At 66.6% G+C, this 23,666-nt stretch carries 23 protein-coding genes; 11 read left to right on the plus strand and 12 right to left on the minus strand.

Annotation, left to right across the window (positions count from 1 at the left end; genetic code table 11):
- The first annotated feature begins 71 nt into the window (after positions 1-71).
- The 8 genes from N5J73_RS04605 to N5J73_RS04640 are packed head-to-tail and all read left to right on the plus strand — an operon-like array spanning position 72 to position 7,262.
- Complete coding sequence (locus N5J73_RS04605) at positions 72-1,022, plus strand: acyl-CoA desaturase (protein WP_049449488.1); 951 nt, start codon at positions 72-74, stop codon at positions 1,020-1,022.
- A gap of 1 nt (position 1,023) precedes the next feature.
- On the plus strand, positions 1,024-2,301 hold the full coding sequence (locus N5J73_RS04610; protein ID WP_049449490.1) for an FAD-dependent oxidoreductase: 1,278 nt from the start codon (positions 1,024-1,026) through the stop codon (positions 2,299-2,301).
- On the plus strand, positions 2,298-3,065 hold the full coding sequence (locus N5J73_RS04615) for a DUF1365 domain-containing protein (protein WP_049449492.1): 768 nt from the start codon (positions 2,298-2,300) through the stop codon (positions 3,063-3,065). The genes N5J73_RS04610 and N5J73_RS04615 overlap by 4 nt, the downstream gene beginning before the upstream one ends.
- Complete coding sequence (locus tag N5J73_RS04620; RefSeq protein WP_049449493.1) at positions 3,062-4,321, plus strand: cyclopropane-fatty-acyl-phospholipid synthase family protein; 1,260 nt, start codon at positions 3,062-3,064, stop codon at positions 4,319-4,321. Before N5J73_RS04615 ends, N5J73_RS04620 begins: the two co-directional genes overlap by 4 nt.
- Position 4,322: 1 nt before the next feature.
- Positions 4,323-4,868, plus strand: a complete 546-nt coding sequence (locus N5J73_RS04625) for a DUF2878 domain-containing protein (RefSeq protein ID WP_164078441.1) — start codon at positions 4,323-4,325, stop codon at positions 4,866-4,868.
- Positions 4,865-5,650, plus strand: a complete 786-nt coding sequence (locus N5J73_RS04630; protein ID WP_049449497.1) for a DUF1295 domain-containing protein — start codon at positions 4,865-4,867, stop codon at positions 5,648-5,650. Before N5J73_RS04625 ends, N5J73_RS04630 begins: the two co-directional genes overlap by 4 nt.
- Positions 5,647-6,720, plus strand: a complete 1,074-nt coding sequence (locus N5J73_RS04635; RefSeq protein WP_049449499.1) for a cyclopropane-fatty-acyl-phospholipid synthase family protein — start codon at positions 5,647-5,649, stop codon at positions 6,718-6,720. The genes N5J73_RS04630 and N5J73_RS04635 overlap by 4 nt, the downstream gene beginning before the upstream one ends.
- 8 nt (positions 6,721-6,728) lie before the next feature.
- On the plus strand, positions 6,729-7,262 hold the full coding sequence (locus N5J73_RS04640; RefSeq protein ID WP_049449500.1) for a lipocalin family protein: 534 nt from the start codon (positions 6,729-6,731) through the stop codon (positions 7,260-7,262).
- 103 nt (positions 7,263-7,365) lie between these two features.
- Here the strand turns inward: N5J73_RS04640 and N5J73_RS04645 are convergent, their stop codons facing one another.
- From N5J73_RS04645 to N5J73_RS24200, 3 genes are read right to left on the minus strand one after another with little or no spacing between them, the layout of a single operon-like run.
- The gene (locus tag N5J73_RS04645; protein WP_049449501.1) at positions 7,366-8,580 is read right to left on the minus strand and encodes an FtsX-like permease family protein; all 1,215 of its coding nucleotides are present in this window, start codon (positions 8,578-8,580) and stop codon (positions 7,366-7,368) included.
- 11 nt (positions 8,581-8,591) lie between these two features.
- Positions 8,592-9,254: an FtsX-like permease family protein gene (locus N5J73_RS24195; RefSeq protein WP_345782444.1), complete on the minus strand. Its 663-nt coding sequence runs from the start codon at positions 9,252-9,254 to the stop codon at positions 8,592-8,594.
- Positions 9,255-9,267: 13 nt separating this feature from the next.
- Positions 9,268-9,912 (minus strand): ABC transporter permease, encoded by a 645-nt coding sequence (locus tag N5J73_RS24200; RefSeq protein ID WP_345782445.1) that lies wholly within the window; start codon positions 9,910-9,912, stop codon positions 9,268-9,270.
- 87 nt (positions 9,913-9,999) lie between these two features.
- Between N5J73_RS24200 and N5J73_RS04655 the strand changes: the two genes are divergently transcribed.
- The 3 genes from N5J73_RS04655 (at position 10,000) to N5J73_RS04665 (ending at position 13,584) form a co-directional block, all read left to right on the plus strand.
- On the plus strand, positions 10,000-10,293 hold the full coding sequence (locus tag N5J73_RS04655) for a hypothetical protein (protein ID WP_080354952.1): 294 nt from the start codon (positions 10,000-10,002) through the stop codon (positions 10,291-10,293).
- A gap of 340 nt (positions 10,294-10,633) precedes the next feature.
- On the plus strand, positions 10,634-11,260 hold the full coding sequence (locus tag N5J73_RS04660; RefSeq protein WP_088479366.1) for a response regulator transcription factor: 627 nt from the start codon (positions 10,634-10,636) through the stop codon (positions 11,258-11,260).
- Positions 11,257-13,584, plus strand: a complete 2,328-nt coding sequence (locus N5J73_RS04665) for an ATP-binding protein (protein WP_080354953.1) — start codon at positions 11,257-11,259, stop codon at positions 13,582-13,584. Before N5J73_RS04660 ends, N5J73_RS04665 begins: the two co-directional genes overlap by 4 nt.
- Here N5J73_RS04665 and N5J73_RS04670 read toward each other — a convergent pair whose 3' ends face one another.
- The 9 genes from N5J73_RS04670 to N5J73_RS04710 all read right to left on the minus strand — a co-directional run bounded on the left by N5J73_RS04670 (position 13,585) and on the right by N5J73_RS04710 (position 23,649).
- Complete coding sequence (locus N5J73_RS04670; RefSeq protein WP_049449541.1) at positions 13,585-14,340, minus strand: SapC family protein; 756 nt, start codon at positions 14,338-14,340, stop codon at positions 13,585-13,587.
- 110 nt (positions 14,341-14,450) lie between these two features.
- A complete protein-coding gene (locus N5J73_RS04675) occupies positions 14,451-14,723 on the minus strand; it encodes a hypothetical protein (protein WP_005409616.1) in 273 nt (90 codons plus the stop codon).
- A gap of 197 nt (positions 14,724-14,920) precedes the next feature.
- A complete protein-coding gene (fusA, locus tag N5J73_RS04680; protein WP_049449507.1) occupies positions 14,921-16,957 on the minus strand; it encodes an elongation factor G in 2,037 nt (678 codons plus the stop codon).
- Positions 16,958-17,412: 455 nt separating this feature from the next.
- Positions 17,413-18,162: a hypothetical protein gene (locus tag N5J73_RS04685; protein WP_049449508.1), complete on the minus strand. Its 750-nt coding sequence runs from the start codon at positions 18,160-18,162 to the stop codon at positions 17,413-17,415.
- 64 nt (positions 18,163-18,226) lie between these two features.
- The gene (locus tag N5J73_RS04690) at positions 18,227-18,988 is read right to left on the minus strand and encodes a heme ABC transporter ATP-binding protein (protein ID WP_049449510.1); all 762 of its coding nucleotides are present in this window, start codon (positions 18,986-18,988) and stop codon (positions 18,227-18,229) included.
- Complete coding sequence (locus N5J73_RS04695) at positions 18,985-20,028, minus strand: iron ABC transporter permease (protein ID WP_049449512.1); 1,044 nt, start codon at positions 20,026-20,028, stop codon at positions 18,985-18,987. Before N5J73_RS04695 ends, N5J73_RS04690 begins: the two co-directional genes overlap by 4 nt.
- Positions 20,025-21,071, minus strand: a complete 1,047-nt coding sequence (locus N5J73_RS04700; protein WP_049449514.1) for an ABC transporter substrate-binding protein — start codon at positions 21,069-21,071, stop codon at positions 20,025-20,027. Before N5J73_RS04700 ends, N5J73_RS04695 begins: the two co-directional genes overlap by 4 nt.
- Positions 21,072-21,122: 51 nt before the next feature.
- Complete coding sequence (locus N5J73_RS04705; RefSeq protein ID WP_049449516.1) at positions 21,123-22,499, minus strand: YncE family protein; 1,377 nt, start codon at positions 22,497-22,499, stop codon at positions 21,123-21,125.
- A gap of 121 nt (positions 22,500-22,620) precedes the next feature.
- Positions 22,621-23,649 carry an alpha/beta hydrolase-fold protein gene (locus N5J73_RS04710; RefSeq protein WP_049449519.1) on the minus strand — a complete coding sequence of 343 codons (1,029 nt, stop codon included), beginning with the start codon at positions 23,647-23,649 and terminating at the stop codon, positions 22,621-22,623.
- Between the last annotated feature and the right edge of the window lie 17 nt (positions 23,650-23,666).

Raw genomic sequence — 23,666 nt, forward strand, 5'->3', positions numbered from 1 at the left:
TTCCGTGTCGCGCCGCATCCACTGCACGCTCTGCTGCGTACAGATAGCCAAGACACCCGCCGAGATCCGCCATGGCCTCTGTAGCGCCCCTCCCCCGTCGACGCTGGCGCCTGCTGCGTACGTTCCAGAGCTGGTTCGATACCGGCAATGGCGTAGTGGCCACCGGTGAACGGCCCGGCCGCATCGACTGGCTGCGCGCGGTACCCTTCGCATTGATGCACCTGGCGTGCATCGCGGTGATCTGGGTAGGTGTGTCGTGGACGGCGGTCGCCGTGGCCATGGCGCTTTATGCGGTGCGCATGTTCGCCATCACCGCGTTCTATCACCGCTACTTCTCGCACCGCACCTTCCAGGCGTCACGAACGGTGCAGTTCGTGTTCGCTGTCATCGGCGCTTCCAGCGTGCAGCGCGGTCCGCTGTGGTGGGCTGCCCATCATCGCCACCACCATCGTCACGCCGACCAGCCATTGGATCCGCACTCGCCTCGCGAAGGCGGCTTCTGGCGCAGCCACATGGGCTGGTTCCTGACCCGCGAAGCCTTCACCACGGATCTGTCGCGGGTACCCGACCTGGCGCGCTTCCCCGAGCTGCGCTGGCTCGACCGCTTCGATACCGCAGTGCCGGTCGTGCTGGCCGCAGCGCTGTACGCACTGGGCGCCGCCCTGGAGCGCTGGGCGCCTGGCCTGCACACCTCGGGACCGCAGTTGCTGGTCTGGGGCTTCTTCATTTCCACCATCGTGCTGTTCCATGCCACCGTCACGATCAACTCGCTGGCGCATCGTTTCGGTCGCCGCCGCTTCGAGACCCGCGACGACAGCCGCAACAATCTGTGGCTGGCGCTGCTCACCTTCGGCGAAGGCTGGCACAACAACCATCATTTCTTCCCCGGCACCGTTCGCCAGGGATTCCGCTGGTGGGAAGTGGACCTGACCTGGTACGGACTGCGCGCGATGTCGATGTTGGGCCTGATCAAAGGGCTCAAGCCCATCCCCGAGTGGGTTCTGGCCAAGGCGAGGTACTGACGTGCGTATCGCGATCATCGGCTCGGGTATCGCGGGGCTGGCCAGTGCCTGGTGGCTGGATGGCCAGCACGACGTCACGCTGTTCGAGGCTAACGACTACCTTGGCGGCCACACCCACACCCACGACGTGCAGGTCGATGGCGCACGCCTGGCGGTGGATACCGGTTTCATTGTGTTCAACCCCCAGCACTATCCGCTGCTGACGGCGCTGTTCGACGAGCTGGGTGTAGCCTCGCAACCGACCACGATGAGCTTCTCCATGCACAGTGAGCGCAGCGGCGTGGAGTACAACGCCACCTCGCTGGATGGGCTGTTCTGCCAGCGCCGCAACCTGGTATCGCCGCGTTTCTGGGGCATGCTGGCCGACCTTCGCCGCTTCTATCGTGACGCGCCGTTGCTGCTGGCCGAAGAAGACGGCCCCACGCTGGGCGAGTACCTGCGCAGCCAGCGCTATGGCCAGGCGTTCATCGACGAGCACCTGCTGCCGATGGCCTCGGCACTGTGGTCCTCACCGGCGGTCACCGTGCAGGACTTCCCGGCGCGCTACCTGGCCCAGTTCATGGCCAATCACCAGATGCTGCAGATGACCGGCCGCCCGAGCTGGCGGGTAGTCAGCGGCGGATCGGCGCGCTACGTGGATGCGCTGCGTCGCCGCTGGCGCGTGCATGAGCGGCTGCAATGCCCCGTCAGCACCGTCGAACGCATGCCCTGGGGCGCACGCGTGCACAGCGCTGCTGGCGTGGAGGCCTTCGACGAAGTGATCCTGGCCTGCCACAGCGACCAGGCGCTGGCCCTGCTGGCCGATGCCGACGCTGGCGAGCGTGAGGTGCTGGGCGCCATCCGCTATCAGTCCAACGAGGCGGTGCTGCATACCGATGCCTCGTTGCTGCCGCGCAACCGCAAGGCCTGGGCAGCGTGGAACGCGCACGTGCCGCAGGATCGCGCCGCGCCCTGCACCGTCAGCTACTGCATGAATCTGCTGCAGGGCCTGCCCGGCGACACCCCCCTGGTAGTGACGCTTAACCGCAGCGAGGCAATCGACCCCACCAAGGTGCTGCGAACCCTGCATTACGCGCACCCGGTACACGACCACGCCGCAGTGCGGGCGCAGCAGCGCTGGGCGGAACTGCAGGGCCGTCGCCACACCTGGTTTGCAGGCGCCTATTGGGGTTGGGGCTTCCACGAGGATGGTATCCGCAGTGCCCGACGCGTGGTCGACGCCCTGCAGGCCTGCGCGCCACACCAGCGGGCACAGGCTCCGGGCGAGGTGGCGGCATGAGCGCCAGTGCGCTCTATTTCGGGCAGGTGATGCATCGCCGGCATCATCCGCATCCGCATGCGTTCCGTTACCCGGTTGCACAACTGCTCCTCGACCTGGATGAACTGGAGACCGTGTTTGTCGGGCGCTGGCTGTGGTCGGTCAATCGCCGCAATCTGGCCGAATTCCGCCGCAGCGACTACTTCGGCGACCCCGCCCGGCCACTGGCCGATGCGGTGCGCGACCACGCTGCGGGCACGCTCGGCTACCGGCCGACCGGCCCGGTGCGCCTGCTCACCCATCTCCGCTTCGCCGGGCATGTCTTCAACCCGGTCAGCTTCTACTACTGCTACCAGGCCGACGGCCGCACGCTGGACTGCATCGTAGCCGAGATCACCAACACGCCCTGGAAGGAACGACACACCTATGTGCTGCCGGTCGCTACCGCCACGCACGAAGGCAGTTCACTGCGTTGGCAGTTCGACAAGTGCTTCCATGTCTCGCCGTTCATGCCGATGGACTGCCGCTACGACTGGCGGTTCAACCGCCCGGACCAGGACCTGCGCGTGCACATGCAGGTCTGGCGCGACGGCGTGCGCCAGTTCGATGCCACCCAGGCCATGCAGCGACGTGCCCTGGATGGTCGCGGACTGGCCCGGGTTTTGGCCTGCTATCCCCTGATGACCACCCAGGTGGTGGCCGCCATCCACTGGCACGCACTGCGGCTATGGCTGAAGCGCAACCCCGTACACGACCACCCCACCCTTGCCGGGAAACCGCGATGAACTCGATGACACCTTCGGTGGCCCTGCCGCGCCCCGGTGCGCTGGACGCCTTCCTGCGCCGCCGCCTGCTGGCGCAGCTTGCCCCCCTGCGCGACGGCCGCCTATGCGTGCGCGATGCACTCGGCGAAGTCTGGCTGGGCGACGCCCGTGGCGAACTGCATGTCACTGTCACCATCAATGACCCCGCGTTCTATCGCAAGGTTGCTGCCCAAGGCAGTGTGGGCGCAGGTGAAAGCTATATCCAGGGCGAGTGGCACTGCGATGATCTGGTCGCCCTGATACAACTGCTGGTACGCAACCGCGAGCTGCTGGACGGCATGGAGCAGGGCCCGGCCCGTGTGGCTGGCTGGCTGCTGCGCGGATGGAACCGGCTGCACCGCAACAGCCGTGAGGGCAGCCGGCGCAACATCGCCGCCCACTACGACCTGGGCAACGATTTCTTCGCCCTGTTCCTGTCGCCTGACCTGATGTATTCGTCGGCGCTGTTCACCAGCGAATCCGAATCGCTGGAGTCCGCCTCGCGCCGCAAGCTGGACCGCATCTGTCAGCAGCTGCAACTCAAGCCCGGCGATCGCGTAGTGGAAATCGGTACCGGCTGGGGTGGCTTCGCGGAGCACGCGGCGCGGCACTACGGCTGCCATGTCACCACCACCACCATCTCTGCCGAGCAGCATGCGCTGGCCACCGAGCGCGTGCGGGACGCAGGACTGCAGGACCAGGTCACGTTGTTGATGCAGGACTACCGCGACCTGCAGGGCCAGTTCGACAAGCTGGTATCGATCGAGATGATCGAAGCGATCGGCGCCGAATACCTGGACACCTACATGGCCACGCTGCAGCGACTGCTGAAGCCCGATGGTGTTGCCCTGCTGCAGGCCATCACCATCGAGGATCATCGCTACGAGCAGGCCCGGCGCAGCGTCGACTACATCAAACGCTATGTATTCCCGGGCAGCTTCATTCCGTCGATCAACGCGATCATGGCCGCCAAGACCCGATCCAGCGACCTGCAGCTGATCGCGCAGCAGGACTTCGGACACTCCTATGCACTGACGCTGCGCGCCTGGCGCCAGCGCTTCCTGGCGCAGCTGCCTACGGTACAGGCGCAGGGCTTCGACGCCCGCTTCTGCCGGATGTGGGAGTTCTACCTGGCCTACTGCGAGGGTGGGTTCCTCGAGCGTTCGATCGGCGTATCGCATCTGGTTCTCGCACGTCCCGGCCATCGGCCCGCCGTCCCGCCCGGCCAGGCCACCTGAGATGCGCCGGCCATGGGGCAATCTGCTTGGCAACCAGCTGGTCTGGCTCTGTGCCGTAGCCGGTGTCGGGCACGGCCTGCAATGGCCGGCGCTGCTGGCAGCGTTGCTTTACATCGGCAGCCAGCTGCTGACCTCGCCGCAGGTGCGGCTGGACGTCCGGCTGATGATGCTGGCGCTGGCCTGCGCATGGCTGGTCGACGCCAGTGCCGCCGCCAGCGGCACGGTGCGCTACGCGGCAGCCCCGTTGGGTTGGGTGCCGCCGCCCTGGATCATGGCGTTGTGGGCGGCGTTCGCGATGACGCTGACCAGGTCGATGCGTTTCCTGCAGCGGCACCTCGCCCTGCCGGCCCTGTTCGGCCTGCTGCTGGCACCGCTGGCCTATCTCTCCGCAGCGCGGGGATTCGACGCGGTCCGGTTCACAGCGCCGCTGTGGCAGGGGCCGTTGGTGCTGGGTGTGGGCTGGAGCATCGCGCTTTCACTGCTGTGCCAGGTCGCCCGTCGTGGCTCGCGCATCACCCCTCCGCCTTTGGCCGGAGCACCATCATGATCAATCTGTTGTGGGTCCTGTTGTATGCCGTGTTGGTGATGAGCTGGGGCTGGGCCTGGCAGCGCCGCCGCCACAACATCGGCGTGGTCGATGTGCTCTGGGCCAAGGGCGTGGGCGCCTCCGCCCTGCTGCTGGCGCTGCTCGGCGATGGCGCGATGGTGCCACGGGTTGCGCTGGGCATACTCGGCGGCCTGTGGGGTAGCCGACTGGCCCTGCATCTGTGGCACCGGGTTCGCAGCGAACCGGAGGACGGGCGCTATCGTTATCTGCGCGAATACTGGCAGGGCCACCAGGGCAAGATCTTCGGTTTCTTCATGGCGCAGGCGCTGCTGATCGTCCTGTTCGCCCTGCCCTTCGTCGCGGTGGCTGCCAATCCCCGGGCCGACCTGATCCTGTGGGTGGTGGCTGCAGCGCTGGTCTGGCTGCTGAGCGTCGGCGGCGAAAGCCTGGCCGACCATCAGTTGGCCCGCTTCCGCGCCGATCCGGCGAACAAGGGCCGCACCTGCCGCGAGGGGCTGTGGCGTTATTCCCGCCATCCCAACTACTTCTTCGAGTGGCTGCACTGGCTCAGCTACGTCCTGCTCGCGGTCGGCTCACCACTGTGGTGGCTGGCCTGGGCCGGACCGCTGCTGATGTACGTGTTCCTGCGCTACCTCAGCGGCATTCCATTCACCGAGAAGCAGGCGCTGCGCAGCCGTGGCGATGACTACCGCGACTACCAGCGCAGCACGCCGATGTTCTTTCCCTGGTTTCCCCGTTCTTCCAAGGAGCATTCCGCATGAGCGCGATCCCGTCACTGAATCCAGCCGAAGATGCGGAAACCGGGCTGATCGCCTGGGCCGAACGCGGGCTGGTCCCCGATGCGGCGCTGCGCGCGGGTATCCGCCGCTTGTGCGCGCAACGCCTGCATGAGGAAAGCGAAGGTGGCATCGAAGGCCAATCCGCACGCTTCAGCCAGCGCATCGCCGAGCTGGCCGACAGTCCACTCGCGCTGCATACCGACGCGGCCAATCGCCAGCACTATGAAGTTCCTGCGGCATTCTTCCAGACCTGCCTGGGCAAGCGGCTGAAGTACAGCAGCTGCTACTACCCCACCGGGCGCGAAACGCTGGACCAGGCGGAGGACGCCATGCTGGAACTGTACGGCCAGCGCGCCGGACTGGCCGATGGCCAGCAGATTCTTGAGCTGGGCTGCGGCTGGGGCTCACTGACCCTGTGGATGGCCGAACGCTATCCGCAGGCGCGTATCACCGCTGTGTCCAACTCGCACAGCCAACGCCAGCACATCATGGCGCAGTGCCAGGCGCGCGGCCTGGGCAACGTCGAGGTGCTGACGTGTGACGTCAACCAACTCGACCTGCCGACAGCGCGGTTCGACCGCTGTGTCTCAGTGGAGATGTTCGAGCACGTGCGCAACTACGAACGCCTGCTGGCCGGCATCGCACGGTGGTTGAAACCGGATGGCGCACTGTTCGTGCACATCTTCGCCCATCGCACGGTGATGTATCCGTTCGAGACAGACGGTGGTGACAATTGGATGGGCCGCCACTTTTTCACCGGCGGATTGATGCCTGCGGCCGACACGCTGCTGCATTTCCAGCGCGACCTGCGCCTGGACCAGCGCTGGTTACTGGACGGCACCCACTACCAGCGCACGGCCGACCACTGGCTGGCCAACCAGGATGCAGCCCGCGAGCAGGTGATGCCGGTATTGATCGCCACCTACGGCCAGGCTGCAGCGAAGATCTGGTGGCAGCGCTGGCGGATGTTCTGGATGGCATGCGCCGAGCTGTTCGGCTACGACGACGGCCAGCAGTGGCTGGTGGCCCACTATCTGTTCCGCCCCCGCTGAGGTCCCCCATGCGCATGTTTTCGCTGCTTCCCCTGATCGCGGTCGGCCTGTTCGGTTCCGGCTGCAGTTCCAGCGATACCCGCCCGCTGCCGCGTCCGCCGTCGGTGGATGTGCCGCGTTTCATGGGCGACTGGTACGTGATCGCGCATATCCCATCGCGCCCTGAACGCGAGGCCTTCGACGCCGTGGAGAGCTATGCACTGCGCCCCGATGGACGCATCCAGACCACCTTCACCTACCGCAAAGGCAGCTTCGATGCACCACAGAAGTCGATGCATCCCATCGGCCGTGTCGAGAAGGAAGGCAATGGTGCGGTCTGGGGCATGCAGTTCATCTGGCCGATCCAGGCTGAGTACGTGATCGCCTGGCTCGACGAAAGCTACCGCCAGACCATCGTGGCGCGAAGCAAGCGCGATTACGTCTGGTACATGGCCCGCACCCCGCAGGTGTCGGACAGTGACTACCAGCAGGCGGTGCAGCGCATTGCCGCGATGGGCTATGACACCCGCAAGCTGCGACGCGTGCCGCAGTCGGTGCGATGATGCACTCGCCAGAAGCCCGCGAATGCAGGGACACTGCGCGCCGGCCAGACGGCGCGCACCCACGATGCCGGGTGCGTCCGCAGAGCGTCCTGAGCAACGGAAATCAGGCAGACCGGATGGCCTGCACGGGCATGATCGACGATGCCCTCAATGCAGGTGCAAGCACCGCCACCTGCCCCAGCAGCCACAACGCCAGCGCACTGACCGGCAGGTACGCCAAGGGGAGCCGTGGCAGTTCGTAGAACCGCATCAGACCAAGGTTGAATGCATAGGCGAGCAGCGCACCAGCGACGACACCCAGGCTCACGACCAGGAAGTTCTCCAGCTGGAAGTAACGCAGGATGTCGCGGCGGGTTGCACCCAGCGCACGGCGGATCCCGATCTGCCTGCGCCGCTGCTCTACCCAGTAGCTGGCAAGGCCGACAATGCCCAGCGCGGTGGCCCCCAGCAGCGCGACGATCACGCCCGCCAACAGGGCCATCATCAACCGTCCCCCGTGAAAATAGCCCGCGCGCAGCTCGGCGACGGTGCGGCTGGCGGCCTGGTCGAACACCACGTCGGGGGCCACTGCCGCCACCGCCCGCTGTGCGTCGGCCATCACCCGGGGCAGCGCTCCGGGCGCGGCCCGCACCAGGTAGCGCCCCGCCAACTGCGGACCCGGCTTGGCCGGCATCAGCACGGACCAGTCGTTACCCAGCGCCTCCCCTCCACCGGGTTGTGATACGGCCAGGTGCTCGACCACGCCGATGACGGTGAAACGGCTGTCCATCGACCACAGGCTGTGTCCGACTGCCGGCTCACCGGGCCAGTAGCGCTCCGCCAGCTGCCGGGTTACCAGGATCGGCGCATTGGCGGGCACGTACTGCCCGATCGGCGCGTACTCGGCGGCATCCGGCAAGCGCCCGGCCAACAGCTTCAGATCCAGCGCCTGGATCGCTGCCGCGTCACCCAGGTAGAAGTCGAGGACCCCACCGAAGACCTTGCCGCTCTCATCGGTATGAACGCCTGCGCGAACGCCCGGTTCACCGAACGGAACGGCGCTGATGATGCCGACCGACGTTACGCCCGGAATCGCGTGCAGCGCGCCGGTCACACGGGCATTCAGATCGGCGGCCTGCGCGGCGTCGAATCCGGAGAGCTGCACGATGCCCAGTGACGACTCGGCGATGCCACTGTCCAGGCTCAGTGCACGCCCCTTCTGCGTGAGCATGAAGATGGCATTGCACAGCACGGCGCAGGCCAGCGCGATCTCCATTGCGATCAACAGGGTGGCCAGCCGGTGCTTGCGCAGCGCTGCGATGATCAGTCCGGTTTGCATGATCGTTTCCTTTACAGCAGCTTGAGCTGCGCCACAGGCTGGATCGAACTGGCGCGATAGGCGGGAATCGCGCCTGCCACCAGGCTGGCCAACAAGGAAAGGCCAAAGAGGGTCATGAACATGGCCAGGTCCAGATGCATCAGGTCCGCGTAGGCAACCGGCTGGACACGGATCACCCACAGGCCCAGCAGGGTCAGCAGCAGCCCGCCCACCCCTCCGGCGACACCGATCAGCCCCGCTTCCAGCATGCATTGTGTGAACACCGCACGCCGGCTGGCACCCAGCGCGCGCCGCAGGCCGATTTCCCCACCGTGGCGCAGGAAGCGCGCCAGCAGCAGCCCGACGACATTGGCCAGGCAGACCACCAGGAACGCAAAGGACAGCACCGTCTGCACCTTCACGTCACTTGGCACCACCTGGTTGAAGTCCAGCCACTCCATCAACGAACGGAGCCGGGTGTTGTCCGCGTGCCGGATGCGCCCCAGACGCTGTTGTTCGCCCGCGTAGTTGGACAGGTAGTGACGATAGCTGGCCACCTTCTCCGGGCTGCCGAGCTCCACCCAGACCGCGACCGCCACGCAGGGCGAGTTCTGCAGTACCCCAGGGGTCTCGGGCATCGCCCAGCAGGTGAAGGGCTGGAAGTCGCCCTCGTTGATATCCAGGCTGGTCGACATCGGCAGATAGATGTCATCGGCCGCGGCGTAGAAGCTTGAGGTCTCCCCCCCCCGAGAACCGCCCGCCCCTGATCTTGTAGAACAAGGGAGAGGGCCGCCAGTGATCCAGCACGCCGATGACCTGCACATGGGTGTCCTTGACCCGAAGGGTCTGTCCGACACTGTCGCGCCCCCCGAACAGGCGCTGGTTCAACCGGGCCGAGATGACCGCGACGCGGCCGCGACGCTGGTCATCCTCGGCCGTCCAGGCGCGGCCATACTGAAAGGGCACCTCGAACATGGGGAAGAAGTCCGCCGTGGTCGAGATCGAAGATCCCATCAGCGGCGCCATCCCGGCCAGATCCGAACGGAGCTTCAGCGGATTGACCACCACCATGGTCTGGCGGTCCGCCTGGCCGGATGACCAGAGATCATGCGCGGTCCGGTAGTCGAGCACGTCGTGCGGCTCGCGGCCTTTCGATCCGGGATCGACATCCACCTGCGGATAGAAGATCCGATCGCTGCGGCCGGGCAGCGGATCTCCGGAAAGCAGGTGGGTGACGGTCAGCGTGGTCATGCTGGCGCCGATTCCCACGGCAACCGCCAGCACCATCAATGCGGTCATGATCGTATTGCGCCTGGCGTTGTGCAGCGCCAGCTTCAGGTAATAGCCCATCATGGAAGGTGCCTCCCCCTGCGTTCGCCATGCTCCATGCAGATACGATGCAGGGGGTTGCCAGAAAGGTTTAAACGGATGAGGCGGACGATGAGCGAACACCCCGGAAAGACAGACGCGCAGGCATGGGACGGCCTTGCGATTCGCCCCTTGCACCCCGCTGACCTGGATCTGATCTGTGCCCATCGCGAGGCGATGTTCCGCGAGAGTGGCCGCCCAGCGGACGTACTGGAGCAGATGGCCGATGACGCGTTCGCCGAACGGAAGGTGAGCTACACAATCCTGCATGCCACTGCCCAGGCGACTCCGCTGTATGCCGGGTTGGGCTGGGTGGCAACCAGCGAGATGGCGCGTGCACTGCACGGAAATGGCAACTGTCCATGAGGTGCGCCGCCCGACATGACGCGTCACGCTGATACGTCCGACTTCCATGCGGAAGCCATCGGCTCGCATGGAACATGCGCCTCACCACGCAAGTACATTTCGTGGTGAGACAACGCATCCTTGTTTGCCCGCTCATCCAGAAGCAGGGCGCCTACCTGCTGCCCGCGAATCGCTTGATGCCGGCCTGGCGATCCATCAGTTCAATCAATCGGTGCGAATCGATGGTCACAATCCATCGATTCTTAGGAATAATCGCAAAATACCTGCAGATTCGATGATCAGCAGGGCGCCAGCGCCAGAATGATCGCCACGCCCCCGGGCGCCGATCACCTCCCTGCGCATGAAAGGACATCCCGCACCGCGCCGACTGCGCCTTGCGCTCCTGGACGACCATGAAATCGTCCGTCGTGGCACTGCCCTGCACCTGTCACAGGACGCCCGCTTCAGGATCATCGCCAGCCATGGGCACAGCGATGCCTTCATCCAGACGCTGCAACAGACGCGGGTGGATGTCGCCGTCATCGATCTGACGCTGGCGCGTGGCGACCGCAGCAGCACAGAACTGATCCCCCTGCTGCGCGCTGCATTCCCGGAGACACCGCTGCTCGCCTTCGCCACCCTCTCCCCCTGCACTCGTCTCCACCACCTGCTCATGGCAGGCATCAGTGGCGTCGTCAGCAAAACCGAGCCCCTTCCCATGCTGTCCGAAGCAATCATTCGTGTTTCACAGGGGCTGGAGCGGCTGCCACCCGACTACTCCGTTCCGGCGGACTACGCTGAGCTCAGCCGCAACGAGCGTGAGGTACTGGACCTGCTGCTGACGGGCCTGACCGTCTCCGAGATCGCGCGGCACCGCCACCGCAGCGTCAAGACCGTCAGCACGCAGAAGGTCGCCGTCCTACGCAAGCTCGGGCTGCGCAACGATGCCGAAATCTACGCCATGCGGCGCTCGCAGGACGCCCCGTGAAGCGGCGCGATCCTCCCCGCCGGCTTGCCCCCTTCCTCCTGCTGCTGGCACTGCTTCTGCTGCCGGCCGCTTCGGCCGAGGACGCGCAGTCGCATCGGTGGCCGCCCGGTCGCGAAGTCCGCGTCGCCACCGCTCCGTCGCTGCGTCCATTGCCAGCAGGCCTGGCGGATACGGCATCGTTGCCCACCCTCGCGCACGGCTACGCTGATCTCGTGGCACGACACTCCGGATTGCAGTTCAAGGAGCACCCCTACCCCAGTACCGACGCATCACTGCACGCCGTATGCCGTGGCGACGCCGACCTCGTGCTGGTGGTCGGGGCGGCCGGGCATCCGCGGCCGCCCTGCAACCACCTGGCGTCCTCTGCCCCCTTCCGCGGCGGCCGGACCCTGCTGGCCGGGCGCACGGATGACCGATTGCCACACGACATCACACAACTGCACGGCCGCACACTGGCGGTGGTCAACGGCGGGCCGTATGCCGAATGGCTGGCCGCCCATCACCCGCGGGTCCCGCTGCTGCACCTGCCTGATCGCCATGCCACCCTGTCCGCCGTGGAGGCCGGCATGGCCGATGTTGCGATCGGAGTGGAAACCACACTGCAACCGATGATCCGGCAACACTTCGCCAGCACGTTGCAGGTGCAGCCGTTCCAGATGGGATTCTCCACCGACATGCGCCTGCTGGTCCGCCGGGAGGACCAGCAATTGCTGGCGCGCATCGACCAGGCCCTGCACGACATCACACTGGAAGAGCATGCCGGCCTGCTGCAGCTATGGGCATTGCAGATACTTCCGGCCCAGGCCGATGAGGTGATCGGCTGGATGCGCATGCCGCCCCAGGCCTGGCTGTTGGCCGCGCTTGCCCTGCTGGCCGGACTTCCCGTGCTCTGGCTTTCGCGGCACCCGCAGCGGGACCGTGACCCGCGCAAGCAGGCGCGCGCAGCGGGTGTGATCAGCCACGAGATACGCAATTCGGCCCAGGTCGTGCTCGCCTCGATCGATCTACTCGGTCAATCGCCCACGCCCACGCACCAGCGCGAACTACTTGCCGCCGCCAAGGCGGCTGGCCATGCGTTGCGCGGCATGTTGAATCGCTCGTTGGAATTCGCGCGTCTGGCCGAGGGCGGATTCATACCGCTCGCACAGCCCTGCGATGTGCTTCTGCTCTGCCGGCAGTCGCTGGACGCCATCCGCCCACAGGCGCTGCTGAAGGGGCTGGAGCTGCGCTTCGAAGCCATCCCAGAGCGAGCACCCGCGGTCATCCTCGATCCCGAAGGCCTGCGGCAGATTGTCGACAACCTGCTGGCCAACGCGGTGAAGTTCACCGATATCGGCGGGATTGATCTGCGCGTACAGCTGCGGCCCGCTATCGATCCGCAGGAACTGCTGATCGATGTGATCGACAGCGGCATCGGCATCGATGCCAGGCAGGCTGCACGCTTGTTCCAGCCGTTCCAGCAGGGCAAGGATGGGCAGGCGCGCGGCGGCAGCGGCTTGGGCCTCGCTATCGCCCGGGAACTGGCGCACGCCATGCGTGGCACACTGGCCCTGCACAGCGTGCCCGGTCGCGGCAGCCGGTTTACCCTGCGATTGCCGGCACGGATCGCGAAGACCGGCGTGCCGCCAGCGGAGCGGCCCCCCTTCGGTCTGCCACTTTCCGGTCTGGAATTGTTGCTGGTCGAAGATCACGCAATGAACCGCCAGATCATCGCCGAGCAACTGCGTCGCCTCGGGGCCGGCGTGCATGCCTTGGCCGACGCTGCCGATGCGCTGGCCGAGCAGGCCCGGTACCCACGACGGATCGTGCTGGTGGACATCGGCCTGCAGGGTATGGATGGCTACACGCTGGCCCGGCAGCTGCGCAGACAGCCCGGCGCGTCGCCGCGACTGATTGCGCTGTCTGCCCGGACAGGCCGCAGGCATCGGGCCCGCTGCCGCGATGCAGGTTTCCATGCGGTCCTGGCCAAGCCCTTGCAGATCGGGCAGCTGCTGCAGGCACTCGAGCTGCCGCTAGCGGCCGGGGGAACGACTCTGGACACCGTGGCGCCACTGGATCAGGCGTATCTGGACGACATCAACGGCGAGCTGCTGAGCATCGCGCGGGCCACCGAAGAATGCGATGCGACGGCATTGCGCCATCATGCACACCGCCTGCAGGGCACGCTGCAGTTCTGCGGTGCAACCGGTCAGGTCGGAATCGCGGCCGATCTATGGGAGCTCGGGAACGACGCCGCACCCGACTGGGCCGAGGTGCGGCGTCTGCTGCAGGTACTGCAGTGCTGGCATGGCTCCCGCAGTACGGAAGCCATGCCGCCTGACTGATCAGGCCGCCAGATGCTCGACCTGGCGACGGGTCAGATCGTTGAAACGGCCCAGCGACATCAGGTGCTGGTGGATCAGGGCCAGCCAGCCGCTGCGGTGCCACTCGATCACAGTCGCTTCCGGCAGCGCCACGAACTTCTCGACGTCCACGACCAGGAAGCCGTTGAGATTGAACTCGCGGCCATCCGGGGTGCGCACGGTAGCATTGCGCTCGACCAGCAGGCCGTTGTCGATCAGGGCCTTGGAGAAGGCCTGGGTCTGTTCGTGCTCGCGGGTGTACTGGCCGCAGAACTCCAGCGCCTGCTGCACCATCTCGGTGGCCTTGCCGTCCACGAACAGCGGCTGGCCTTCGTCACCGCCCTTGACCACGCGCGAGCTCTCTTCGTCGATGCCCAGCAGGAAGTCGTTGTCCGCACCGGTGTCGATGAAGATGAAGGGATGGCGACGCAGGTAGGCCGGGATGTAGGCCTCGTCTTCCCACAGGCCGTCCTTGATGAACAGGTTCTGGTCGGAAACACCGACGGCGGCCATCGGCACGGCGGTCGGGCCAGCGAACAGGATCGGGAAGTGGTGCAGCGCCAGCGAGAACTCACCGAGCACCAGCGGAATGGCGTTGTTGCCAGCAGCAAACTCGAGCCTGCCCGGCAGGATGCGCAGATCGGCGTGCACATCGGCCTGCAGCGGCACCGGACGGGTGTAGAACAGGGGGGCGCCGCTCGGCGCCGCTTCGGTGGTGGTGTCGCTGGTGGTGGTCATCTTGGGAACCATTCGATCATGCGCGCCTGCCATCCCGGGCGCGCCAGCGGGAACAACCTGAATCCCGCATTATCAACAAGCTCGATGACAACGGCCACCCCACCGACGGCCTATTTCAGCTGCAGGGGGTAGCGCTGCCAGAGGACATGAACCAGGAATCCGGCCAGTTCGGTGTCGCGCGCGCTGACCGCAGCGCGGATCTTGTCCAGCAGCACCATGTCCGAACATGAACGCACATCGGCATGATTGGCCTGCCCTGCCCGGCGTGCGCGGTACCGCGCCGCCCGCTGCGCGTCACTCATGGCGTACCCGAACTTGGGCGGACGCCCGCGCTTTCGCGGCAGGGTCAGCTCCAGGGTTCCGGGGTCTTTGTCATCACGCATGAGAGGGGTGCGGGCGGCGGCGAGCAACGGGGGGTGCGCAATTTATCGTGAGGCATCACTTTAATCCAGCTTTTTCTGCAGTTTTGTTGCGATGCAGTGCAAAAAATCGCATCCCGAGGGCCGCATGCACGCCATGTGTGGATGTACGGCTCCGGCCACAAAAAAAGGAGCCCGCGAACGGGCTCCCCTCTCCTTCCTCATGCAGCACGTACCGGCTCGTAGCCGTGCAGGTGCGCCTCGCTGCTCGCCCGTCCCTGGCTGAGCGAACGCAACGACGTGGTGTAACCCACCAGCTGCGCCAGCGGCGCAAAGCCACTGACCTCGGCGCGACCCTCCTGGTCGTCGATGCGGGCAATGCGACCATGGCGACGGTTGAGGTCGCCGACCACATCACCCACCGACGCCGACGGCGAGTGCACCGTCACCGCCATCACCGGCTCCAGCAACTGCGTGCCACCTTCGGCCAGCGCCGCCTTGATCGCCTCGGCACCCGCACGGTGGAACGCCATCTCCGACGAATCCTTGGCGTGGGTCTGGCCATCGACAAGACTGACCTCGATACCGACTACCGGATGACCCTGCGGCCCTTCCGACAGCGCAGCACGTACGCCCTTCTCCACCGCGGCGATGAAGCTGCGCGGCACCACGCCACCCACGATGCGGTCGTTGAACACCACCTGGTCGTCCTCGCGCGGCGAGACATCCAGCACCACGTGCGCGAACTGACCCTGGCCGCCGGTCTGCTTGACCAGCCGCCCGACCACACCGGTCATCGAACGCATCGGCGTCTCCTGGTAGGCCACGCGCGGCGCACCCACGCCCACGTCCACCTTCCATTCACTGCGCAGGCGTTCGACCATCACCTCCAGGTGCAGCTCGCCCATGCCCCAGACCAGGGTCTCCGCCGTGTCGCGATCGGTTTCGACGCGGAACGAGGGATCTTCCTGGGCCAGGCTGGCCAGGCCCTGGGCCATCCGGATCAGGTCGGCCGCACGCGCTGGCTCCAATCGCCAGGCCAGCACCGGCGCCTGGGCCTGGATGTTCTCCAGGCGCAGCGGCTGCGCACGGCCGCTCAGCGTTTCGCCACTGACCGCATCTTTCCAGCCCAGCACCGCGACGATGTCACCGGCCACGGCCTGCTCGATGTCGTGGGTCTGGTCGGCCTGTACCCGCACCAGTCGGCTGACGCGCCGACCCTGCGGATGCTGCGAACTGGCCACCGCGTCGCCCACCTTCAAGGTGCCCGAGTACAGCCGCACGAAGCTCAGTGCGCCGTGCTGCTGGTGGGTGATCTTGAACAGCAGGCCGGCCAGCGGACCCTCCGGATCCGGCGGCAGCACCACCTCGCCCTCATCGCTTTCGGCGCTGACGGCAGGACGATCCAGCGGCGACGGCAGGTAATCGACCACGGCGTCCAGCAGCGTCTCGATACCCTTGTCCTTGAACGCAGCACCGGCCAGCACAGGCACGCCCGCACCCGCCAGCGTCGCCCGGCGGATCGCCGCACGCAGCATCCCGGCATCGATCACGCGACCTTCCAGCCAGGCATCGGCCAGTTGCTCGTCATGATCAGCCACAGCCTCGAGCAGCGCATCGCGTTGGGCTTGCCACTGGGCCCGCGCCGCGTCGTCCCACGGGGTAACCGTCGCTGCCGCGCCGTCCTGCCACTGCAGCACGCGCTCATCGACCAGATCGACCCAGCCGTTGAAGCCGCTTTCGCTGCCCAGCGGCACGCCCAGCGCCCACGGCCGCGCCTGCAGTTTGTCCTGCAGCTGCTCCAGCACGCGCTCGAACGACGCGCCGACGCGGTCCATCTTGTTGACGAAAGCGATCAGCGGCACGCGATGGCGACGCGCCTGGCGCCACACCGTCTCGGACTGCGGCTGCACGCCGTCCACGGCCGAGAACACGGCCACCGCGCCGTCGAGCACGCGCAGTGAACGCTCGACTTCGATCGCGAAGTCGATGTGGCCGGGGGTGTCGATCAGGGTCAGCCGATGCGGCGGCAGGTCACGCGGCGCCCACTGCGCCTGAACCGCGGCCGCGCCGATGGTGATGCCGCGCTCGCGTTCGATCGCCGAGAAATCGGTGGTCGCATTGCCGTCGTGCACTTCGCCGACGCGGTGGATTTCGCCGCTTTTCCACAGCAGGCGTTCGGTCAGCGTGGTTTTGCCGGCGTCGATGTGGGCAATGATGCCAAGGTTGCGACGGCGGGAAAGGACTTGGGTGTTCATGAGAAAGGTTCCTGCAAAGCCAACTTCAGGGGCCGCACATCCCGGTTGGCGACAGGGTGCGCGGCTAGCGTTCGGTCTCGGCGATCTGGTGCATGGCACGTTCTCCTTTGCAGTGCTGGGTAGCGTCGAGTAGGTAGAGTCGACTGGGTAGAGTCGACTGTTAGTCGACTAACAAGAAACAAAAACGAAAAGAGCGCCCCGGAGGGCGCTCTGTCGAAGGTCCAGCGATGGCCGATTCAACGGCCTCGTGGGGCTCCAGGCAGACACGCCCGTTCCGCGCTCGCGCGGGTCAGAGTGAAAAACTTCAGGAGCGGCATCCGGTTCATGGGGCGCATTCTAGACCTGCCAATCTGGCGCGCAAGTAAATATTGCACACAAAAATGGAACGATGAGGCCAGCCTGCGTCAGGTCAGATTCCTTTGCCACGGGCAAAGGGATCTGACAGCTGCAAGGCCTCACCTGCACTCATGCAACCTGCGAGCCTCGGCCACTGTCGTCGCCTGGTCGTCCTCCATCGGGATCCATCCCTTCAACGACATCGCCGGATCCACCTGCGCCTGACGCGGGCCACCGTGGATCACCACCTCGGTCCAGCTGCCGACCGGCGCCAACTCGGACAGACGGGCCGCCTGATCATCTTCGGTACTGAACATGTCATCCGGCGACGCCGGCTTGGCGCTGTTCACGGTCTCGGTCTTGGCCGTCCGAACCCGCAGCGCGCCATCGGCCATGCGCTGAGTGGTGACGTCATAGCGCTCCACACCGTAGGCCCAGCTGCTCTCACCCACGCGACGGGTTTCACTGCCCTCGTCGGCTACCTCCACGGAATCGCCCGCCGCTTCGGCCACGGCTGCCAGCGACCCCATTCCTGACATCAGTGCCTGATAGGCAATCATCTGCCGCGTCTCGGGCGCCAACGCGCCGGCACCGGCCTTGCCCGCAGGAATCTTCAGGTACACCGCCTCTTTGCACAGCATCAATACCTGCTGGTCATCCCAGCTGATGAGCATTTCGTCATTGGCGAAGTAGCGGGTCGTTACCGGAACCGCCGGCGCACCCTCGCCGGCCGAATGCCGGCTCTCGATCAGCGAAGCCCGGTCGGCGGCCTTGATCAGGGAGACCGAGGCGGCCGACGCCGTGTTTGCGGCGCACACGGAGGCGACCAGTGCAGACAGAAGCGCGCAGCGCGTGAGGGTACGGATCATTGTGTCAGTCCATTGAAGAAAACGAACTGAACATGATACGTCGCCGCGCAGAACGGCTGGGCTCTCAGGTCACCACCACCAACGGCACCCCACGCCGCGGGTGCTCCAGGACCACCACATCCTGCTGGTAGACCCGCTGCAGGTTGTCTTCGGTCAGCACCTGCAGCGGCGTGCCATCAGCCGCCACCCTGCCCTGCTCCAGCAGCACGATGCGATCGGCATAGCCCGCGGCCAGATTGAGGTCGTGCAGCACTACGATCACGCACGCGCCGGCCTCGGCACAGGCGCGCACACTGCGCAGCGTGCGCTCCTGGTGGCGCAGATCCAGCGCGGCGGTCGGTTCATCGAGCAACAGCAGCGGCGTGTCCTGCGCCAGCACGCGCGCGAACGTGGTGCGGGCGGACTCGCCACCGGACAGCTGCTGCACCTCGCGCAGGCGCAGGGCCTGCAGTTCGGCGGCATCGATTGCCGCCTCCACCTGGGCGTCGTCCACCACCGGATCCGGCGGATGCGGCAACCGCCCCATCGCCACCACTTCCTCCACGCTGAAGGCGAAGCGCACGCCGTGCTCCTGCGGCATCACCGCGCGCTCGCGTGCCAGCGGCCCCGCTTTGTAGCAGGCCAAGGGCTTGCCCAGCAGGCTCACCTCACCCTCGTCCGCACGCAGGTCACCGGCAGCCACCGCCAACAGCGTGGATTTGCCCGCGCCATTCGGGCCAACCAAGGCGGTCACCGTGCCCGGCTCGAACGCCAGCGAGATGCCATGCAGGATCTCGCGCTGCTGCCGGCGCACCACCACCTCGTGCAGCTTCAGCAGCACGCTCATGGCGCCGCCTTGCGGCGCTGCTGCAGCACCAGCCAGAGGAAGAACGGCGCGCCCAGCGCGGCCGAGAACAGGCCCAGCGGAATCTCTGCGGGCGGATCCAGCGTGCGAGCCGCGGTGTCGGCCACCACGATCAGCAGCGCACCAAGCAGGCCGGACAACGGCAGCAACCAGCGATGCCCGGGGCCGACCAGCAGGCGCGCCACGTGCGGCACCACCAGGCCAACGAAGCTGATCGATCCGGCAAAGGCCACCGCCGCGCCCACCAGCAGCGCACTGAACGCCACCAGACGGCGACGCGTGCGGGTGACATCCAGCCCGAGGTGCTGTGCCTGGCGTTCGCCGAGCGCCAGCATGTCCAGCGGCGTGGCCAACCGCTGCAACGCGAACACGCCGATCGCAAACAGTGGCACCACCGCGGCCACGTCGGCCCAGTTGGCGCGCGCCAGCGAGCCCATCTGCCAGAACACCAGCGACTGCAGTTCGCTTTCGCTGGCGATGTAAGTAAGGAAACCGATCAGCGCCGAGCAGAACGCCGCCATCGCGATGCCGACCAGCAGCAGCGTGGCGTTGCCACTGCCTTTGCCGGGCCGCGCCAGCGCGTAGGTCAGGCCGATCGCCAGCGCGCCGCCGGCGAAGGCGGCCACCGGCACCAGCCAACCGGCTGCGCCCGCAGCGCCGAGAACAATGGCAGCCACCGCACCCAGCGCAGCACCCTGGCTGACACCGACGATACCGGGATCGGCCAGCGGGTTACCGAACAGGCCCTGCAGACTGGCACCGGCCATCGCCAGCGACGCACCGACCATCGCACCCAGCAGGGCGCGCGGAATGCGCAGCTGCCAGACCACCGCCAGATCACGGCTGCTGACCGCCTGCGGATCAAGCAGGCCCAGCTTCACCGCCAATGCCTGCATCACCTCCAGCGGCGGCAGCCGCAGCGGGCCCACGGCGAACGAGGCCAGCACTGCCCCCAGCAGTGCCAGCAACGCCACCATCAACATCGCCCGCCCGCGACGGCGGCGCCGATCCGCCGGACTCATGCCTTCGGCAACCCCGCCAAGGCCTTGGCCAGCGCCAGCGCGCCAGCACCGGAACCGACACTGGTGTACTTCAGCTGCACATCCGGCATCACCCAGACCCGGTTGGCTTGCCCGGCCGGGGTCTGCTTCAGCGTCGGGTACGCCTTCCACAGACCCTCGGCACCGCCGAACAGCTTCAGGTCATGCTCGGTCACCAGGATCACCTCCGGCGCCGCAGCAACCACGCCTTCATTGCTCAGCTGCGAGTAGTTCTTCACCCCCGCCTCGGTGCCGATGTTGACGCCGCCAGCCAGCGCGATCAGCTGCGCCGAGGCGCTGTCGGCACCGGCAACAGTCGGTGAGCCACCGGCGCCGGTGGCCGACACGTGGATCAGTCGTGGCGCATGGCCCAGGCCCTTGCCAATCGCTGCAGCCTCGTCGAGCTGACGCTGCACCTGCGTGGCAATCGTCTGCCCTGCTTCGGCCAGCCCTAGTGCGGCGGCAACCTTGCGCACCTTGTCCGGCGCCGGCTGCAGGTCATCGATGACCACCGCCGGCTCACCCACTTCGCGCAGCTTTTTGGCCAGCTCGGTGTGGCGGCGCAGGCTGTTGCCGAGGAACAGCGAGCCCTGCAGGCTCAACACGCCCTCCACGCCAGTGGTTCGGTTGAACAGGAACTGGTGCGGCGCGGCCAGGCCGGCCTGGGTGGTGGTATTGGTCGGCGCCGCGAACACCTGCTTGCCCAGCCCCAACGCCTCGATCACCGCTATGACGTCGTCGCCACCGGCGATGATCCGACGGGTGTCGGTCACTTCAATGTCAGCACCATCGTCGGAATGCACCTTGGCCGGCAGCACCGCCTTCTGGTCATGGACGGCCGGCATTTCGGCGCCGGCCACGCGCTGCCAGCCTGCCGGCAATGCGGTTTCCGCGGTGGTCGTTGCGGCGCGCGGCTCGGCGGCCTTCTGGCCATCAGGCGGCGTCGACGAACCGCTACAGGCAGACAGCGCCAGTGAAACAGCCAACGGAAGCGCACACAGGCGCAGACTAGACGCGATGTTCATGCTTGTTCTCCTTGCTGGCGGGGCGACGCGCACGCCGCCCTGCCCTGTGACTTACTGCTTCGGGGTGATACGGGTGATGCGGTCACCCTTCGGATCTTCGGCGCCGCGCGACTTGTTCACCGCGAACACGTTGCCCTTGCCATCCGCGCGGACGTGGTTCGGCAGCGTGCCGCCATCAAGATTGGCGACCACCTTGCCGTTACCATTCACAACCGTGACCGTGCCAGCGCCACGGTTGCTGACGTAGGCCAGGCCGGAGGCATCATCGAAGGCGACGTTCAGTGCACCGGCGCCCACCGGCACATCGTGCAGCACCTTGCCGGCGGACACATCGACGATCAGCAGGTTGTCGGTGCCCTGCGAGGCCACGTACAGGCGGTTGTGCGCTGCGTCGAAGGCCACGCCCGACGCACTGATCGCGTTGCCCAGGTCGATGACCTTCTCGACCTTGCCGCTGGCCACATCGATCACCGCCGCTTCCGGGGTGCCGATGCTGACGGTGAACAGCTTGCCGGCCTTTTCGTCCAGCACCAGGCTCATCGGGGTGAACTTGCCGTCATACACGCCGGATTCCAGCGTCACCGCCGGCAGCTCCTTGAGGGTCTTGGCATCGAACACTGACAGGTGGTCTTCACCCGTGGCCGAGGCGAACACCTTGCCGTGGGTGCCATCAACCACCACGTCGCGCGCGTGCGGCACGGTGTCGACCGGGAACTGGTGGACCAGCGACAGGTCCTTCTGGCGATAGACGGCGATGGAGTTCTGGCGGGTGTTGGTCACCCAGACGTTGCCGTTGGTGTCATCCACGCCCACACCGTAGACCGCGTACACCGCACCGTTGGTGCTGCCCGGCACCTGCGCCGGGGTGATCGCCCTGGTCACCTTCAGCGACGTCGGGTCCAGCTTCAGCAGCTGCGACTGGGTTACCGGCGGGCGGCCCACGGCCGAGGTCACGAACACCGCGTTGCTGGCGGCGCTGTAGGCAGACTGGTACAGGCCCGGCACCAGCTTGCTGGACTGGGTGGCGAACTGCGCCTGACCAGACAGCGGCAGCTGCGGCGACACGCGCAGCTTCAGCACCGTGGCCGCAGCCGGTTGGCTGGCGCGCACCACCACCGGATGGGTGCCCGGCACCGCGTCGGTCGGAATGCTCAGCTGGGTCTTGAAGTTGCCATCGGCATCGACCACCAGCGGCTGCGTGTTGAGCACGCTGTCGCCACGCAGCAGGCTGACCTTCTGACCCGGCACGAAACCGCGACCGACCACGTCGGCCGTGCTGCCAGGAACCACGTTCTCACCGCGTGAGACGACCTCACCTTTGAAGGTGGCGTTGGCCGGCTGATCGAACACCGGCTGCGCGGTGGCGGTCACCGCCAGCAACAGACCGGCGGCAAGAGAGGTAAGACGGAAAGACGGACGGAACAACATGGCAGGCTCCTTGCACACGTAGGCCGCGCCACGTGGCGCGGGATTCATCGGTTGCCTGGGCCGCTGCACGTCGGCAGTCTCGCCTGGGTAGTGGGGTCGCACGGCATCGCGTGCGAGGGATTCATTCGGCGGCGTTGTCACCGCCATTGGACGCGCCGTCACCGGCGCTGCGGTCAGTCACGCCGTACAGCTCATGCAGCGCAGCGTGGAAGGAAGCCGGCAGCATCGGGCCGTGACCGAGGCCGTCGAACTCGCGGTACTGCACGCTCAGGCCCGGCACCTTGCCCAGCCGCTCGGACAATTGCATCGCCGCATCCGGGGTGGCACCGCCGATGCGACGCAGGTGTGCGACCACGCGCGGATTGTTCATGTCGCGTTTGCCACGATCGCCGACGCGCTCGGCACCGCCCAGCATCAGCCAGAGCTTTGCCGGCTGGCCATGCACGTTCTGCACGAACTGCTGTTCCGGATCGCCCAGTGCCGCGCCCTGGCTCCACCACAGCGACGGGCTGGCCGCCAGATAGAACTGGAAGGCGGCGGGGCGGGTGTACAGCGCGTTGAGTACGAACAACCCGCCCAGCGAGTGACCCCACAGCGCTTGCTGCTGCGTATCGATGCGTGCGCGACGCTCGACTTCCGGCTTGATGCGGCGCTCGATCACGTCCAGGAAGGTTGCAGCACCACCGCCGACCGCCTGGGTTATTCCGCTTTCATCGTCGGCGCGATCGATCCATGCGGTGTAGTCGCGGGTGCGCGCCTTGGAATCAATGCGCAGGTCATTGTCGTAGCCGATCAGCACCAGCACCGGTGGCGCCTTGCGCGCGGCCAGTTCGGCCAGCAACGGCTGGTCCAGCACCATGGCGACGGCGTTGCCGTCCAACGCGTACAGCACCGGCAGCGGCGCCTTGCCGGCCTTTGCGGGAATGGCCACATTCACCCGCCAGCGGCGTTGCTGGTCGGGGCTGTCCACCACGAAATGCTCGAAGCGATAGCTGGCCGCTGGCTCGTCGAGCACGGTGTGGCCGATCTTCTGCAGCGGATTGCGCTGCTGTGCATGGGCGTACGGGGTGGCCAGGAGCAGACCCATCATCAAGGCGGCCAGGCCGCGGGCCAGCGGACCACGGCGCGAAGGAAGGACGAAATGCTTCATCAGCGGCGGCAGAAGCG

Source organism: Stenotrophomonas sp. GD03654 (assembly GCF_029845105.1).
In the GTDB taxonomy this organism is placed as follows: domain Bacteria; phylum Pseudomonadota; class Gammaproteobacteria; order Xanthomonadales; family Xanthomonadaceae; genus Stenotrophomonas; species Stenotrophomonas africana.

Excerpts from the sequence above, each read along its gene's own strand:
- N5J73_RS04605 (WP_049449488.1), top strand. The coding sequence starts at position 72 with ATGGCCTCTGTAGCGCCCCTCCCCCGTCGACGCTGGCGCCTGCTGCGT.
- N5J73_RS04615 (WP_049449492.1), top strand. The coding sequence starts at position 2,298 with ATGAGCGCCAGTGCGCTCTATTTCGGGCAGGTGATGCATCGCCGGCAT.
- N5J73_RS04620 (WP_049449493.1), top strand. The coding sequence starts at position 3,062 with ATGAACTCGATGACACCTTCGGTGGCCCTGCCGCGCCCCGGTGCGCTG.
- N5J73_RS04625 (WP_164078441.1), top strand. The coding sequence starts at position 4,323 with ATGCGCCGGCCATGGGGCAATCTGCTTGGCAACCAGCTGGTCTGGCTC.
- N5J73_RS04630 (WP_049449497.1), top strand. The coding sequence starts at position 4,865 with ATGATCAATCTGTTGTGGGTCCTGTTGTATGCCGTGTTGGTGATGAGC.
- N5J73_RS04635 (WP_049449499.1), top strand. The coding sequence starts at position 5,647 with ATGAGCGCGATCCCGTCACTGAATCCAGCCGAAGATGCGGAAACCGGG.
- N5J73_RS04640 (WP_049449500.1), top strand. The coding sequence starts at position 6,729 with ATGCGCATGTTTTCGCTGCTTCCCCTGATCGCGGTCGGCCTGTTCGGT.
- N5J73_RS04645 (WP_049449501.1), bottom strand. The coding sequence starts at position 8,580 with ATGCAAACCGGACTGATCATCGCAGCGCTGCGCAAGCACCGGCTGGCC.
- N5J73_RS24195 (WP_345782444.1), bottom strand. The coding sequence starts at position 9,254 with ATGTCGACCAGCCTGGATATCAACGAGGGCGACTTCCAGCCCTTCACC.
- N5J73_RS24200 (WP_345782445.1), bottom strand. The coding sequence starts at position 9,912 with ATGATGGGCTATTACCTGAAGCTGGCGCTGCACAACGCCAGGCGCAAT.
- N5J73_RS04655 (WP_080354952.1), top strand. The coding sequence starts at position 10,000 with ATGAGCGAACACCCCGGAAAGACAGACGCGCAGGCATGGGACGGCCTT.
- N5J73_RS04660 (WP_088479366.1), top strand. The coding sequence starts at position 10,634 with ATGAAAGGACATCCCGCACCGCGCCGACTGCGCCTTGCGCTCCTGGAC.
- N5J73_RS04670 (WP_049449541.1), bottom strand. The coding sequence starts at position 14,340 with ATGACCACCACCAGCGACACCACCACCGAAGCGGCGCCGAGCGGCGCC.
- N5J73_RS04675 (WP_005409616.1), bottom strand. The coding sequence starts at position 14,723 with ATGCGTGATGACAAAGACCCCGGAACCCTGGAGCTGACCCTGCCGCGA.
- fusA (WP_049449507.1), bottom strand. The coding sequence starts at position 16,957 with ATGAACACCCAAGTCCTTTCCCGCCGTCGCAACCTTGGCATCATTGCC.
- N5J73_RS04685 (WP_049449508.1), bottom strand. The coding sequence starts at position 18,162 with ATGATCCGTACCCTCACGCGCTGCGCGCTTCTGTCTGCACTGGTCGCC.
- N5J73_RS04690 (WP_049449510.1), bottom strand. The coding sequence starts at position 18,988 with ATGAGCGTGCTGCTGAAGCTGCACGAGGTGGTGGTGCGCCGGCAGCAG.
- N5J73_RS04695 (WP_049449512.1), bottom strand. The coding sequence starts at position 20,028 with ATGAGTCCGGCGGATCGGCGCCGCCGTCGCGGGCGGGCGATGTTGATG.
- N5J73_RS04700 (WP_049449514.1), bottom strand. The coding sequence starts at position 21,071 with ATGAACATCGCGTCTAGTCTGCGCCTGTGTGCGCTTCCGTTGGCTGTT.
- N5J73_RS04705 (WP_049449516.1), bottom strand. The coding sequence starts at position 22,499 with ATGTTGTTCCGTCCGTCTTTCCGTCTTACCTCTCTTGCCGCCGGTCTG.
- N5J73_RS04710 (WP_049449519.1), bottom strand. The coding sequence starts at position 23,649 with ATGAAGCATTTCGTCCTTCCTTCGCGCCGTGGTCCGCTGGCCCGCGGC.